Origin of the sequence: Streptomyces durhamensis (genome assembly GCF_000725475.1) — a bacterium.
GTDB classification, from domain to species: Bacteria; Actinomycetota; Actinomycetes; order Streptomycetales; family Streptomycetaceae; genus Streptomyces; species Streptomyces filipinensis.
This window is the reverse complement of the sequence record NZ_JNXR01000006.1, coordinates 221,273-234,882: the sequence shown is the minus strand read 5'-3', so window position 1 is coordinate 234,882 and position 13,610 is coordinate 221,273. Positions and strand designations below refer to the sequence as shown.

The following is a 13,610-nucleotide window of genomic DNA, read 5'->3' as shown; positions in this document are numbered from 1 at the left end:
GATCTAGCCGAGAGCGAAGTCGTCGGCGCGGACGTCGTCCTGGCCGTACCACCCGTGGACGTACACCGTCACGGTCCCGCTGTCGCCGGTGGTGAAGGCGACGGTCAGCTGGTTCCAGTCCGTGCGGCTGGACCACGAGGCGGCGGTGGCGCCGCCGCCGACCCCGATGTAGGCGTAGGGGCCCTGGACCCAGCCGGTGAGCGTGTAGCTGTGGTGGGGGGACAGGGCGACGGTCTGGTCGCATTCGCCGGTACCGCTGGAGCTCGGGGTGACCAGGAGGGAGTGGCCGCCGGTGTGGGCCGGTCCGGCGACCACCGTGCTGCCACCCGTGCAGGTCCAGGGGTTCGGACCGCCGGTCTCGAAGCCGGCGTTGGTCAGCGAGCCCCCGCCCCCGCTTCCGCCGGCGGTGACGGTGAGGGTGTAGGTCGCGCTGTGGCTGCCGCTCGCGGCGGTGCCGGTGATGGTGATCGGATAGGTGCCGGGGGCCACGGACGGGCCGGCCGTGGCCGTCAGCGTCGCGGTCCCGCCGGATGTGACGGAGCCCGGGCTGAAGGAGACGCCGACACCGAAGGGCGCCCCGGAGGCGGAGAGGCCGATGGATTCGGCGCTGCCGGAGGTGACGGCCGTGGAGACGGCAGCGGTCGCGGAACCGCCCTGGGCGACGGACGCGGAGCCGGGTTTCAGGGCCAGGGAGAAGTCGCTGGCCGTGCCTCCGCCCCCGCCGCCGGAACCGCCCTCGTAGGGGACGAAAGCGTCCGTGAACGCGAGGCTGCTCTGGCTGATCTCGCTGCACGTGGGCAGCGAGTTGGCGCTTCCGCTGCACGGCTGGTCCCGGTTGACCGACCAGAACGCCAGGCGCCCGACCCCGTTCTGCTCGGCGAAGCTCTCCACCGTGCGGGCATCCGCCAGGGTGAAGGTGGAACCGTCGTCGTTCTTGCCGATCATCGGGGTGATCCCGAGGCTGGCGTAGGTGTAGCCGGAGTCCACGGACTGCATCTGGGCCAGCGTGGCCTTGGCGGCGGAGACCGCGGCCTGCCCCATTTCGGTACCGGTCCCGGCGTAGTAGTCCATGGCCATGATGTTGACCACGTCGATCTGGATGCCCGCGTTCTTCGCGGCCTTGAGGATGTTGACGCCGTCGTTGGTCAGTCCGCTCGGCAGCACGGGCAGGGTCATGGAGAACCGCAGGCCCGGGTCGGACGCCTTGAGGTCCTTCATCGCCCGCATCTGGCGGGCCGCGGCCGCCGTGTCGGCGACGGCGGCGCCTTCGACGTCGAAGTCGAGCTGGGTCACGCCGTAGTCGTCGACGAGGGCCTGGTATCCGGCGTCGATGCTGCTCTGCGTGGAGCACGTCCAGGCGAGCGGCTCGCCGCTCGCCCCGCCGGAGGACAGGATGACGGAGGCACCCTCGGACTTCGCCCTGGCGATCTCGGGGTCGGTGTAGGGGTCGTTGCCGACGGGGAGGGTGTCGCCCCAGATCTGGGTGCAGCCTTCGCCGAGGACGAAGGCGGCGGTGTAGGCCTTGAGGCGGTGTGCGGTGAGGGCGGTGTCGAGCAGCCCTTCCTGACCGTTCGACATGTCGACGTAAGGGGCCACGGAGTAGACGCTGCTCGCAGCCGCCGCGCTGCCGGCGGGTGCGACGGCGACCACCGCGCCGGTGGTCGCGAGTGCGAGCGCGCACGTGGAAGCCGCGGATCTCAACCTTGCCAGGTGCATGACATTTCCCCTTTCGGGGTGCCCCTCATGGGGAGTGGTGGGGTGGTGCCGTGCAGAGGGCCGAGCGTTGGTACATACCAAACAGCCGGGGTGTGACCCCGTCAAGAGGACTAGACCAACTAAGTCCCTGTGGATTTCGTCCGTTGGCTGTTCGCGGCCGGTATTAGGCTGGGTGACCGTGTGAACCGGCATGTCGACAGTGGTGCCGGGCCCGAGCGTCAGGAGTGACCGATGACCGTGGAAACCGAGCGGGCCGTACTCGCAGGCGGTTGTTTCTGGGGCATGCAGGATCTGATCCGGAAACAGCCGGGCGTGGTGTCCACGCGCGTCGGCTACAGCGGTGGCGACACACCGAACGCCACGTACCGCAACCACGGCGACCACGCCGAGGCCATCGAGATCCTCTTCGATCCCACGGTCACGAGCTACCGCGACGTCCTGGAGTTCTTCTTCCAGATCCACGACCCGACCACCAGGGACCGCCAGGGCAACGACATCGGACGCAGCTACCGGTCCGCCGTCTTCTACGGCGACGAGGAGCAGCACCGCGTCGCCGTCGACACGATCGCGGACGTCGAGGCGAGCGGGCTGTGGCCGGGGAAGGTGGTCACCGAGGTGGAGCCCGTGGGCGACTTCTGGGAGGCCGAACCCGAGCACCAGGACTACCTGGAGCGCTATCCCAACGGCTACACCTGCCACTTCCCGCGACCGAACTGGAAACTGCCGCGGCGCGGCTCGTCCACGACCGGCTGACGGATACGCGCGGACCGTTCCCGGGTTTCCCGGCACGCATCCGGCCCGGGCCGGCTCGCCCCGTCCCACGGCCCGACCAGCTTGCGGGAGCGCCCTGTCTCCGCCGGACGGGGGAGGGTGATCCCACCGGCGCACGATGTGACCGCCGCGGCCGGCGACGAGTGTGGGTCACCGGAGGCAGCGGGACGCGGACGGCCCGTTGCCGGTGACGGCAGGGGGAACTCGGTGGACCGGCTGGACTCGTGGGACCGCTTCGACCGGCTGGGGCGGCTGGCGGCGTACGGAGCGGCGGCGGTGATGACGCCGTACGCGCTGATCAAGAGCTCATGGGTGGCCGGCGCGCTCGCCGGGGCACTGCCGATCGGTGACGGCTTCGGTCTGGCCGGGTGGATCGCGCTCAACACCGTGACCCTCGGCATGGCCGGCCTCGGAATCGCCCTGGCCCTCGCCCTGGTACGGCCCTGGGGCCTGCGACTGCCGGTGCTGTGCGTCGCGGGTGTCGCCTGGGTGGGCACGGGCTTCCTCGTCCCCCTGCTGCCGTACGCCGTCCTGGACTCCCTGCTGGGGCCCTCGGCCGGCGCGCCGTCGCCCCGCGGCGACGGCGGCCCGGTCATGCCAGGCTGGGAGGCCGCGCTGATCCAGACCAGCTTCGTGGGCATGGGACTGTGCCTGGCCGTCGCGCTGCCCGCCCACCTCCGGCGGCGCCGGCCCGGCGTGTTCGCCGGCCGGCTGGGCGACGCGAGCGGCGGTCTTGCACGCCCCGTGCGGTGGGCGGTGGTCGCCGGTGCGGTGGTCGCAGCGGTCTGGGTCTACTGGGCGCTCGGCGGTACGGCCGGTGTCCCGTATCCGGGCCAACAGGGTTCCCGCGAGCGCCTGTTGAGCGGTGTGTGGGGGCTGTGGGCGTTCATCGCCTCGGCCGCCACCTGGGCGGTCGGCCGCGGCCGGCCCGCCCGGCTGCCCCGCTGGATCCCCTTGACGCTCGGCTGGCTGGGGACGGGGTCGCTGTGCGCGTGGAGCGGCTGGAGACTCCCGTTCGTCCTCCACGCGGCGCTGACCCACCCCGCCGACACGGCCCTGCCGGACCACCTCGCCCTCGCGGCCGCACTGCACGCCGTCGCCGTGGCGGCGGGCGCGGTGATGCTGCCGGCACTCGTCCGGACCCCCGGCTCTGCCACGGCGTCCGGGGCCGCCGGTGACACGCGCGCCCGGGACGGACGTCCATGACCTGATCACGGCGCCCCAAGCGCCCCCGGACGCCCATGGCACCCAAGAGGCGCGCGCACCTACGCACTCCCGGCCGGCCGCGCCGTGTCCTCCGGAGCCGGAGGCAGCGCCAGGTGGGCCAGGTCGCCCGGCGGAGGCGTGGTGACCGGCCACAGGGGAGCGGCCTGACCGTCGGCGAGCGCGGCCGGCGCGTCGGTGAGGTTCATGCGCTCACGCAGACGGCCGTAGAAGTCCACCGGCCCCAGCCGGACCGCCTTCAGCCGGCGCGGCGCGGCGTACACGCCGATCCAGTCTCCGGGGCTCAGCACACCGCGCAGCTGGCCGTCGATGCTCACGGCGGCCTGGCCCGACCGTTCGAGGATCCGCAGCGCGATGGGCTCGTCGGGGGCGGCGACGACCGAGCGGTTGAACACCATGTGCGGGGCGACGGGCGTGAACACCAGGCCCTCCGCGCGTGGCGAGACCACCGGGCCGCCGGCGGCGAAGCTGTACGCCGTGGAGCCCGTGGGCGTGGCCACCAGCAGCGCGTCCGCGGAGTAGGAGGCCAGGAGCCGCCCCGCCAGATAGACACCGACCGACACCTGCCGGTCCCGGGCGAGCTTCTCCACGACGACGTCGTTCAGCGCCGTGACGTTCAGCGCGACGCCCCAGTCGTCACCCGTCACGCACTCCCTGCGCACCCGGGGCGGCGGCAGCATCGGCCCGCGGCCGTACCGCAGCAGCGCCTCCATCTGCGCGGGCACCTCCAGCCGGCACGAGGCCCGCAGGGTGAGGAGCATCCGGCTCTCGACGGTGATCCGCTCGGCCCGGACCGCGTCCAGCGCCGCGCGCACCGCCGAGGCCGGGACCTCGGTCAGGAAGCCGACCCTGCCGAGGTCGACGCCGAGGACCAGGGCGTCGTTCTCGGCCGCCAGCCGGGCCCCGCGCAGGAACGTGCCGTCGCCGCCGAGGGTGACGATGAGGTCCGGATCGTCCGCCGCGTCGACCTCCTCCCGGGCGCTGTGCCGCGCCCCCTCCTGCCACACGTCGATGTCGGCGCACCCCACAGCGTGCTCCGCGCACCACGCGCGGACCGTCCGTGCGGCGGCCACGGCCTCGGCACGGCCGCCGTGCACCACCAGGCCGATCCGGTTCACCGTCATATCCGCCTCCCAGCCGGCTGCGCCCCCGCGCCATCCTCGCCCGCGAACCGCCGCCACGCGGCACGCGCCACGCGGGCGCCCGTCGCCGGGATCCTGGACCTCCGCGCGGCGTCAGCCGACCGGGCCGTCGCCGTCCTTCGGACGCAAGCCCGGCGTGTGGCCGAAGGCGCGGCGGAAGACGTCGATGAACGCGCTGGCCGAGGCCCAGCCGCACCGGTGCGCCACCGTGGTCACCGGCGTCCGGTCGGCCAGCAGCACCAGCGCGTGGTGCAGTCGCAACTGCGTGCGCCACTGCGGGAACGTCATGCCGAGGTCCTGGCGGAACAGCCGCGACAGCGTACGGTCGCTCGCCCCGACCTCGCGGCCCAGTTCCGCGAGGGTACGGCCGTCGGCCGGATCGGCACGCAGCAGGTCGCACAGCGCGCGCAGCACGGCCGAGGAGGGCGTGGGCAGGTGCAGAGGCCGCTGGGGCGAGGCCTCCAACTGGTCGAGCAACACCGCGCGCAGCCGGGCCCGCCGGGGACTGTCGTCGTCCGGTGAGCGGGTGTACGCGATGATCAGCTCGCGCAGCAGGGGGCCCACGGCGAGCACGGTCGGCGTGTGCAGGCCCAGCGGGTTCTCGGCAGTCGGCAGCCCCACCAGGTGCAGTTCCAGCTCGCCGTGCGCCTCGTGCGCGTGCACCGTGCCGGCCGGCACCCAGATGGCCCGGGTCGCGGGCGCGACCCAGGAACCTGCGTCGGTGGTGACGGCCACCACTCCGCGGCCCGCGTAGACGATCTGATGGTCGTCGTGCCGGTGGGCCTCGATCGCCGCGCGGGACGCCAGCCGGCGGATGCGCGTCGGAGCCGTCGGCTGATGGCGGATTTCCGTCATCAGCCGGCAGGTTATCGGAAGTACGACAACCCGGCCGGACCCGAGCATGACAGGGTGCGAAGGAACACATCGATCACTCTTCTGTCCGCCGGACACGCCTGCGTCGACGTCTACCAGGGCGCCGTCGCGTCCCTGATCCCCTTTCTGGTCGCCGAGCGCGGATACGGCTACGCCGCTGCCTCGGGTGTCGTCCTGGCGGCCTCCCTGCTGTCGTCCGTGGCACAGCCGTTCTTCGGCGCCCTCACCGACCGCCGGGCCGTTCCCTGGCTGCTCCCGGTCAGTACGCTCCTGGCCGGTGTCGGCATCGCGCTGAGCGGGCTGGCCGGCGCCTACGTCCTCACCCTGGGGTGCGCGGCGCTGTCCGGGATCGGGGTGGCCGCCTACCACCCCGAGTCCGCCCGGGTCGCGCGGCAGGCGGCCGCGGGCGCGCACAGCGCCATGGGCTGGTTCTCGCTCGGCGGCAACGTGGGCTTCGCCCTGGCCCCGCTCCTGGTCGCCGCCGTCGTGGGCACGGGCGGGCTGCGCCGGACGCCGTTGCTGGTGCTGCCGGCGCTGGCCGGGACCGCGCTGTGCGTGGTCGTGCTGCGCGCACGGGAACGAAGTCCCCGCGTCCGGGCCGGTGCGACGCCGGCGGCCGAGGCCGACGACACGGCGTCGTTCGTGAAGCTGTCGCTGGCCGTGATGTGCCGCTCGGTCGTGTTCATCGGGCTGAGCTCCTTCCTCTCCCTGTACGCCGCGCAACGCCTGGGAGGGAGCCGGGCCTCCGGCACCGTCACGCTGTTCGTTCTCTACCTCGGCGGCGCGGTCGGCTCCGTGCTGGGCGGCGCGCTGGCGGAGCGGTGGGACCGGGTCACGGTGTGCCGCTGGTCCTGCCTGGTGTCGGTCGTGGCGGTCGCGGGCGTGGTGTTCGTCCCGGGTCCCGCTCTGTACGCGTGCGTGGCGCTCACGTCCGCCGGCCTGTACGTGCCGTTCTCCCTGCAGGTCACCCTCGGCCAGGACTACCTGCCCTCCCGGGTCGGCACGGCCTCCGGCATCACCCTCGGTCTGGCCGTCAGCGTCGGCGGTCTCGCGAGCCCGCTCATCGGCCGGCTCGCCGACGCCACCTCCCTGCGTACCGCCCTCGCCCCGCTCGTCCTCATGCCCGCGCTGAGCTGGCTGCTGCTGCGCACCCTGTCCGAGCCGGGCCCTCCCCGGCCGCCCAGCGGAGCGCCGGCGGCCGAAACCGAAACCGGGGCCGGGAGGGAGGCCGGCAAGGGAGAGGAGACCCGCCCCATGACCTCCCGGTGAGCCGCCGCGGCGTCCGTCCGCGCCGGCCGCTCGGGCCGGGCCGGCGGATGCACGGATCCCCCCGGTCATGGGCCACCGGGCCGACGGGTACTCGAAGGCTTCGCAGCAGGCGCGCACGCGTGAGGGAGGTCCGATGAGCGAGTCCACGCCCTCCCAGGCGGAGGGTGAGCGGGAGACGGGCGACGCGCAGGCGGAGCAGCCGCCGCGCACGACTCCGTCCCAGGCGGAGGGGCCGGACACCGCGGACGAGACCGCGGACGGCGACGCCGACCAGAGCGACGAGTGAGGGAGGAGTCATGATCACGGCACACACCAGCGTCCCCGAGGTGCTGGCCGCGCTGAAGGACGTGTCGTACCCGGCCGACAGGGAGCGCCTGGTCACGGCCGCGCGTGCGGCGGGCGCGTCGGACGAGGTGGTCAGGGCCCTGCGCGGGATCCCCGCCGAGCGGTACGCGGGCCGTGACGAGGTGGCGAGGTCGGTCCGGGTGGACCCGGGCCCGGAGCCCGGCCGCACCGCCGCTCCACGCGCGGTACGGGCGCGCAAGGGCGGCAAGCCCGGCCTCGCCCAGCATCTGTGGGAGGAGCCGAAGACACCGATCCATGAGGAGTTCGACCGCTGAGCCGACGCCTGCGACCCGCACCGCCCCGCCGTCCCTTGACGCCCCTGGCGCCCCGGCCTAGCGTGCGGGACCAGACACGTCTGGACAGGTAGGACAGGTGGCTCGGCGATGACGGACCCGCAGGACCCGCTCACAAGCACCGGCGGAAGATCCCCCGCCCGCCCGATACAGGTGGAGACACACGGGCTCGACGTGATCGGGGACGCGGACCGCAAGGGCACCCCACGCACGCTGTTCTGGCCCTGGTTCGGGGCCAACGTCTCCGTGCTCGGACTCAGCTACGGCGCCTTCGCGCTCGGCTTCGGCATCTCCTTCTGGCAGGCCCTCACCGCCGGCGTGCTCGGCATCGTCGTCTCCTTCCTGCTGTGCGGGTTCGTCGCGGTCGCCGGAAAACGCGGCTCCGCGCCCACCATGGTCCTCAGCCGGGCGGCCTACGGAGTGCGCGGCAACCGCCTGCCGTCCCTGATCTCCTGGATGCTCACCGTCGGCTGGGAGACCGTCCTCACCGCGCTCGCCACGCTGGCCACCGCCACCGTCTTCAGCCGCCTCGGCTGGGGCGGCGGCACACAGACCGAGGTGGTCGCCCTCCTCGTGGTGGCCGCGCTGACCGTCGTCGGCGGCGTCATGGGCTTCGACCTGATCATGCGGCTGCAGACGGTCATCACCGTGGTCACGGGCGTCCTCACGCTCGTCTACGTCGCCCTCGTCGTCGACCACGTCGACTGGCACACCGTCAGCGCCGTCCGGGCCGGTTCCGCGCAGGAGTTCGTCGGCGCGCTGGTGTTCATGATGACCGGCTTCGGCCTCGGCTGGGTCAACGCCGCCGCCGACTACTCCCGCTATCTGCCCCGGAGTTCCTCCAGCCGCGGTGTGATCGGCTGGACCACCTTCGGCGCCTCCGCGGCCCCGCTGCTCCTGCTGGTCTTCGGCCTGCTGCTGGCCGGTTCCTCCCCGAGCCTGAGCAAGGCCGTCGCGGCCGATCCGATCGGCGCGCTGACGACGATCCTGCCCACCTGGTTCCTGGTGCCGTTCGCGGTGGTCGCCGTACTCGGCCTGGTCGGCGGCGCCGTCCTCGACATCTACTCCTCGGGCCTGGCCCTGCTCTCCGCCGGCCTGCGCGTCCCCCGATACCTGGCCGCGCTCTTCGACGGCGTCCTGATGATCGCCGGCGCGGTCTACATCGTCTTCTTCGCCGACGACTTCCTCGGCCAGTTCATGGGCTTCCTCACCACGCTCGGTGTCCCGATCGCCGCCTGGTGCGGCATCATGCTCGCCGACCTCGCCCTGCGCCGCCGCGACTACGACGACGGCGACCTCTACCGCCCGCACGGCCGGTACGGCGACATCCCCCTGCCGCCCCTGCTGCTCACCCTCGCCGCCACGGCCGTCGGCTGGGGCCTGGTCACCAACACCGCCGCGAGCTGGCTCACCTGGCAGGGCTACCTGCTCGGTCCGTTCGGCCTCGGCGGCAAGACCGGCGCCTGGGCGTACGCCAACCTGGGTGTCCTGGCAGCGCTGGCCCTGGCCTTCGCCGGCACCCTGCTGTTCGGCCGGGGCCGGGTGCGCGCCCAGGAGGCACAGGCGCCCAGCCCGGTCACCGACGAGGGGGTGCTCAACGCATGACCGCCGGACACCTCGCCGTCATCGACATGCAGCGCGTCTTCGCCGACCCGGTGAGCCCCTGGGCCACCCCCCGGTACGCCGACGCGGTGGCGGGCGTCCGCAGCCTGCTGCCGGCCTTCGCCGACCGCGTCACCTTCACCCGCTTCCAGGCCCCCCGCGAACCCACCGGCGCCTGGCGCGCCTACTACGCGCAGTGGGCCTTCGCCCTCCAGCCCCCGGACTCCGAACTCTGGCAGCTGTCCGAGGAGTTCGCCGAGCTGGCCGGCCATGTCGTGACGGCCACCACCCTCGGCAAGTGGACCCCGCAGCTCGCTGCCCGCGTCGGCCCCGGAGAACGCCTGGTCCTGGCCGGTGTCAGCACCGACTGCTGTGTGCTGTCCACCGCCCTGGCCGCCGCCGACGCCGGCACCGAGGTCCTGGTGGTCGCGGACGCCTGCGCCGGCGTGGACGACGACTCCCACCTCAAGGCCCTGCAGATCATGGAGCTGTACCGGCCGCTGATCCGGGTCACCACCGTCGACGATCTGCTCGCGGAGCCCGGACCGTGACCGGCGTCCCGCTCAAGCACCAGCGGATCAGCCGGATCCTCGCCCGGGAGATCCGCGGCGGCAGCCGCCCGGCGGGCGAGCGGCTGCCCGGCGAACACACCCTGGCCCAGCGGTTCGGCGTCAGCCGTACGACCGTCCGCGCGGCCCTCGCCGAACTGTCCCGGGAAGGCCTGATCACCACCCGCACCGGCAAGGGCTCCTACGTCCGCTACGACGGCCGCCCGCTGGACGAGGGGTCCGGCTGGGCCCGGGCCCTGGGCCCGCGGGGCGCGGACACCACCGTGCGGACCCTCGGCGTGCACGAGACGCGCGATGCCGCCCTTGCCGTGGAACTCGGCCTGGAGAAGGACGCCTTCGTGTGCGTGGAGCGCACCCGGGAACTGGTCGCGGACGGCACCGTGGTGTCGTACGAGCGCAGCTTCCTGCCGCCGCTGCCCCTGATCCGCGAACTGCCCGCCCGCGGCCTCGGCCAGGAGGCGCTCACGGAACTGCTGCTGCGGGCGGGGCTGCGGCCCGACCACGGGGAGCAGCGGGTCTGCGGGCGGCCCCTCGACACCTGGGAGGCGGAGCTGCTGCGGCGCACGCCGGGGGACTGGTTCCTGCAGACACGGCGGACGAGCCGGGCGGCCGACGGCTCCTTCGTCGAGCACGCCGTCAGCCTCCTCGACCCCGGCCACTTCCAGCTGACCCTCACCTACGGCTGACCCGCACCGCTGCCGGTTGTGGTTCCCCCGGATCGCCCCGGGCCCCAGGGCCCCCACCGGACCTGCCGTCGATCCTCGCGCATGCCCCGTCGCCCACCGGGTACGCGAGGCGGGAGCACGCCCGGTGCGCAACCGCCCCGGGTGGCCCGTACCACCGCCGCTACCTGGGGATCTGCCATGGAGACACCCGCACACGACGACCTGCCGACGCCGGCCCAGCAGGCGCTGGACGCGCTGGCCACGAATGCCGAGGACCAGGCCGCGCTGGACGTCCTCGCCCACAGCGACGTACTCGTCCCCGTCCCGGACGACGCGATCGACGGAGAGGGCGCCGACGCCACGAGCGTGGCCCTGCCCGTCCTCGAACAGCCCGGAGGAGACCCGGTCGTCCCGGTGTTCACCACCGAGGGCGAGATGGCCGAACTGCTGCCGTTCGTCTCCCGCTACCGCCTCATACCGCTGGGCGCCCTGGCCTCCCAATGGCCCGAGGAGGATCTCTCGCTGGCCATCGACGGCAACTCCACCCACGCCCTGACCCTCACGTCGCAGGGGGTCCGCACGCTGCTGGCCCGATGACAAGCGGCCCGTAGGGCGCCCACTCCCTCGGGCGCGAAAATGGGCCCATGGAATACATCTCCGGCGCGGCCGGAGCCGTCATCCTCGTACTGGTCCTCAGCAGCATCCTCCGCACGCTGGTGGTACCGCGAGGCCTGTACTCCGCGCTGGTGTTCCGGCTCTGGTGGACGCTGCGCCGGCTCCTGCGGCTCATCGCCGTCCGCCAGGACTACGCCGCGATCGACCGCGCCCAGACCTGGCTCGCCCCGCTGATGCTCATCGGCATGCTCACCGCCTGGCTCGCCGGGGCGCTGCTGGGCTTCGGCCTCCTGCTGTACGCGCTGTCCCCGCTGTCCTGGACCAACGCCTTCCGGGAAGCGGGGTCCAGCCTGTTCACGCTCGGCTTCGCCGGCGGCGCCCGGCTGAAACTGTCGGTGCTGGACTTCGTCGCCGCGGCCACCGGACCGGTCCTGATCGCCCTGCAGATCGCCTACCTGCCCACCCTGTACGCCGCCTACAACCGCCGCGAACTGGAGGTCACCCTGCTGCAGGCGCGGGCCGGCGAGCCCGCGTGGGGGCCGGAGATCCTCGCCCGGCAGTGGCTGGTCGACACCGAGACCGCACTGCCGGCCCTCTACCGCGCCTGGGAGCGGCTCGCCTCGGACATGGGCGAGAGCCACTCGACGTACCCTGTCCTGCTGACCTTCCGTTCCCCGCGCCCGCACCGCAGCTGGCTGGTCGGGCTCGTCGCCGTGATGGACGCGGCCGCGACACACCTCGCCCTGGAGCCACGGCTCGCCCCGCCCGAGGCCCGGCTGGTGCTGCGGGCCGGATTCACGGCCCTGCGCGACATCGCCCGTGCCCTGCGCATCCCCTTCGACGCCGACCCGTCGCCGGACGCCTCCATCCGGCTCACCTTCGCGGAGTTCGACGCGGCCGTGGCGATGCTGGAGGCGGCCGGGTTCCGGGCCGAGCGCCCGCCGGAGGAGGCCTGGCCGCACTTCCGGGGCTGGCGGGTCAACTACGAGGCGATCGCCTACGAGCTGTGCCGCCGCTGTGACGCCGTACCCGCGCTGTGGACCGGCCCCCGGGACTTCCCCGGCGGCCCGATCCCGCCGCTGCGCCCCGCCGACCGGCGCCCGGTCGACCCGTCCGGCGAAGGACGGCCGGAACTTCCTCCTGCCACTGGGTAGTCCCCGGCCCGAGACGGGAAGGTCCCACCGGAGACGTATCCGTACGCGTGCGAAGGAGCCGATGGTCGTGAGGGTCGTCCTGCTGGGCACCGCCGCCGGGGGCGGCTTCCCGCAGTGGAACTGCGCCTGCGCGCTGTGCGCCGCCGCCCGGGACGGCAGGCTGCCCTCCCGTACGCAGGAGTGCGCCGCCGTCACCGGCAACGGCCGCGACTGGTGGCTGCTGAACGCCTCGCCGGACCTGCGCGCCCAGCTCACCGCCACACCGGCGCTGTGGCCCGGCCCCGGCCCCCGGGACACCCCGCTGCGCGGTGTCCTGCTCACCGACGCGGAGGCCGACCACGTCACCGGCCTGTCCGAGCTGCGCGGGGCGGCGGATCTGAAGGTCTACGCCGCCCCGCCGGTCCGTGCCGTCCTGGCGCCCGCGCGCGCCGCCCTGGACCGCTACGCCCGCTGGGAGTGGGCGGACAGCCTGGCCGACGGTGGGTTCGTGCTGGCCGGCGGGCTGGTCGTCACGGCCCATCCGGTGGGCATGAAGATCCCGAAGTACGTGCCGGCGCCGACGCCGGACCCGGCCGGCCCGTGGGTGACGGCGTACCGTGTCGAGGACCTGGCCAGCGGGGGAGTGCTGGTGTACGCGCCGTGTGCGGGGGCCTGGAGTCCGGCGCTGGAGGAGCTGTGCGCCCAGGCCGACTGCGTCCTGCTGGACGGCACCTTCTTCGCGTCCGACGAGATGGGCACGGCGGTGCGGTCCGGCGCCGGGCAGGCCGCCATGGGGCACCTGCCCGTCACGGGCCCGGACGGCTCGCTCGCCGGCCTGGCCCGGCATCCCGGCGCACGCCGTATCTACACCCACCTCAACAACACGAACCCGCTCCTCGACCCGGCGTCGGCGGCACGCGCGCGGGTCGCCGAGGAGGGCGTGGAGGTCCTGCCCGACGGTGCGGAGCTGGTGCTCTAGCGTTCCTGCCCGGTCAGCATGCGCTCCAGCACGGCACGCTGCAGGGGCAGCACCTCGGCGTGCAGGGCGCGGCCCCTGGAGGTGAGCGCCACCCACACCCCGCGCCGGTCCTCCGCGCACACCGAGCGCTCCACCAGCCCGTCCTTCTCCAGCCGGCCGATCAGCCGGGACAGCGCGCTCTGGCTGAGATGGACGCGGCCGACCAGGTTCTGCACCCGGCACTGGTCGCCCTGCGCGGGCGACTCGGCAGCCAGGATGTCCAGCACCTCGAAGTCGCTCGCGCCCAGCCCGTGCGGGTGCAGAGCCCGGTCGATCTCGCACATCGTGTGTGCGTGCACCGCGAGGATGTCCCGCCACCGTTCCTCGAGCCGGGCTTCGGCCGTCTTGACTGCCATACCCGCACCGTAGCACCGA

The 13,610-nt window shown here is 73.6% G+C and carries 15 protein-coding genes; 11 read left to right on the top strand and 4 right to left on the bottom strand.

What is annotated here, in order from left to right; all coding sequences use genetic code 11:
- Window positions 1-3: 3 nt before the first annotated feature.
- Window positions 4-1,716 (bottom strand): carbohydrate binding domain-containing protein, encoded by a 1,713-nt coding sequence (locus tag IO33_RS0110585; protein ID WP_031162973.1) that lies wholly within the window; start codon window positions 1,714-1,716, stop codon window positions 4-6.
- 231 nt (window positions 1,717-1,947) lie between these two features.
- Between IO33_RS0110585 and msrA the strand changes: the two genes are divergently transcribed.
- Together msrA and IO33_RS0110575 are read left to right on the top strand one after the other, a co-directional pair.
- Complete coding sequence (msrA, locus tag IO33_RS0110580; protein ID WP_031162970.1) at window positions 1,948-2,469, top strand: peptide-methionine (S)-S-oxide reductase MsrA; 522 nt, start codon at window positions 1,948-1,950, stop codon at window positions 2,467-2,469.
- A gap of 225 nt (window positions 2,470-2,694) precedes the next feature.
- The gene (locus IO33_RS0110575; protein ID WP_245235747.1) at window positions 2,695-3,693 is read left to right on the top strand and encodes a hypothetical protein; all 999 of its coding nucleotides are present in this window, start codon (window positions 2,695-2,697) and stop codon (window positions 3,691-3,693) included.
- 59 nt (window positions 3,694-3,752) lie between these two features.
- Here the strand turns inward: IO33_RS0110575 and IO33_RS0110570 are convergent, their stop codons facing one another.
- Window positions 3,753-4,835 (bottom strand): NAD(+)/NADH kinase, encoded by a 1,083-nt coding sequence (locus IO33_RS0110570; RefSeq protein ID WP_031162966.1) that lies wholly within the window; start codon window positions 4,833-4,835, stop codon window positions 3,753-3,755.
- A gap of 111 nt (window positions 4,836-4,946) precedes the next feature.
- Entirely contained in the window at window positions 4,947-5,708 is a 762-nt protein-coding gene (locus tag IO33_RS0110565; protein ID WP_037685212.1) for an AraC family transcriptional regulator, read from the bottom strand.
- Between the two features lie 54 nt (window positions 5,709-5,762).
- Between IO33_RS0110565 and IO33_RS0110560 the strand changes: the two genes are divergently transcribed.
- From IO33_RS0110560 to pqqB, 9 genes are all read left to right on the top strand, one after another.
- Complete coding sequence (locus IO33_RS0110560; RefSeq protein WP_031162961.1) at window positions 5,763-6,995, top strand: MFS transporter; 1,233 nt, start codon at window positions 5,763-5,765, stop codon at window positions 6,993-6,995.
- 133 nt (window positions 6,996-7,128) lie between these two features.
- A complete protein-coding gene (locus tag IO33_RS51115; protein ID WP_167349444.1) occupies window positions 7,129-7,281 on the top strand; it encodes a hypothetical protein in 153 nt (50 codons plus the stop codon).
- Window positions 7,282-7,291: 10 nt separating this feature from the next.
- On the top strand, window positions 7,292-7,615 hold the full coding sequence (locus IO33_RS0110550; RefSeq protein ID WP_031162958.1) for a DUF2795 domain-containing protein: 324 nt from the start codon (window positions 7,292-7,294) through the stop codon (window positions 7,613-7,615).
- A 108-nt stretch (window positions 7,616-7,723) separates the two neighbouring features.
- Complete coding sequence (locus tag IO33_RS0110545; RefSeq protein ID WP_037685183.1) at window positions 7,724-9,238, top strand: purine-cytosine permease family protein; 1,515 nt, start codon at window positions 7,724-7,726, stop codon at window positions 9,236-9,238.
- A complete protein-coding gene (locus tag IO33_RS0110540) occupies window positions 9,235-9,786 on the top strand; it encodes a cysteine hydrolase family protein (protein ID WP_031162952.1) in 552 nt (183 codons plus the stop codon). The genes IO33_RS0110545 and IO33_RS0110540 overlap by 4 nt, the downstream gene beginning before the upstream one ends.
- Window positions 9,783-10,490, top strand: a complete 708-nt coding sequence (locus IO33_RS0110535) for a GntR family transcriptional regulator (protein ID WP_031162950.1) — start codon at window positions 9,783-9,785, stop codon at window positions 10,488-10,490. The genes IO33_RS0110540 and IO33_RS0110535 overlap by 4 nt, the downstream gene beginning before the upstream one ends.
- A gap of 177 nt (window positions 10,491-10,667) precedes the next feature.
- A complete protein-coding gene (locus IO33_RS0110530) occupies window positions 10,668-11,066 on the top strand; it encodes an SseB family protein (RefSeq protein WP_031162948.1) in 399 nt (132 codons plus the stop codon).
- 47 nt (window positions 11,067-11,113) lie between these two features.
- Window positions 11,114-12,238, top strand: coding sequence for a hypothetical protein (locus IO33_RS0110525; RefSeq protein ID WP_051926587.1), 1,125 nt, complete (start codon window positions 11,114-11,116; stop codon window positions 12,236-12,238).
- A gap of 67 nt (window positions 12,239-12,305) precedes the next feature.
- Window positions 12,306-13,196, top strand: a complete 891-nt coding sequence (gene pqqB / locus IO33_RS0110520) for a pyrroloquinoline quinone biosynthesis protein PqqB (RefSeq protein WP_031162943.1) — start codon at window positions 12,306-12,308, stop codon at window positions 13,194-13,196.
- Here the strand turns inward: pqqB and IO33_RS0110515 are convergent.
- On the bottom strand, window positions 13,193-13,591 hold the full coding sequence (locus IO33_RS0110515; protein ID WP_031162941.1) for a MarR family winged helix-turn-helix transcriptional regulator: 399 nt from the start codon (window positions 13,589-13,591) through the stop codon (window positions 13,193-13,195). The genes pqqB and IO33_RS0110515 overlap by 4 nt on opposite strands.
- Between the last annotated feature and the right edge of the window lie 19 nt (window positions 13,592-13,610).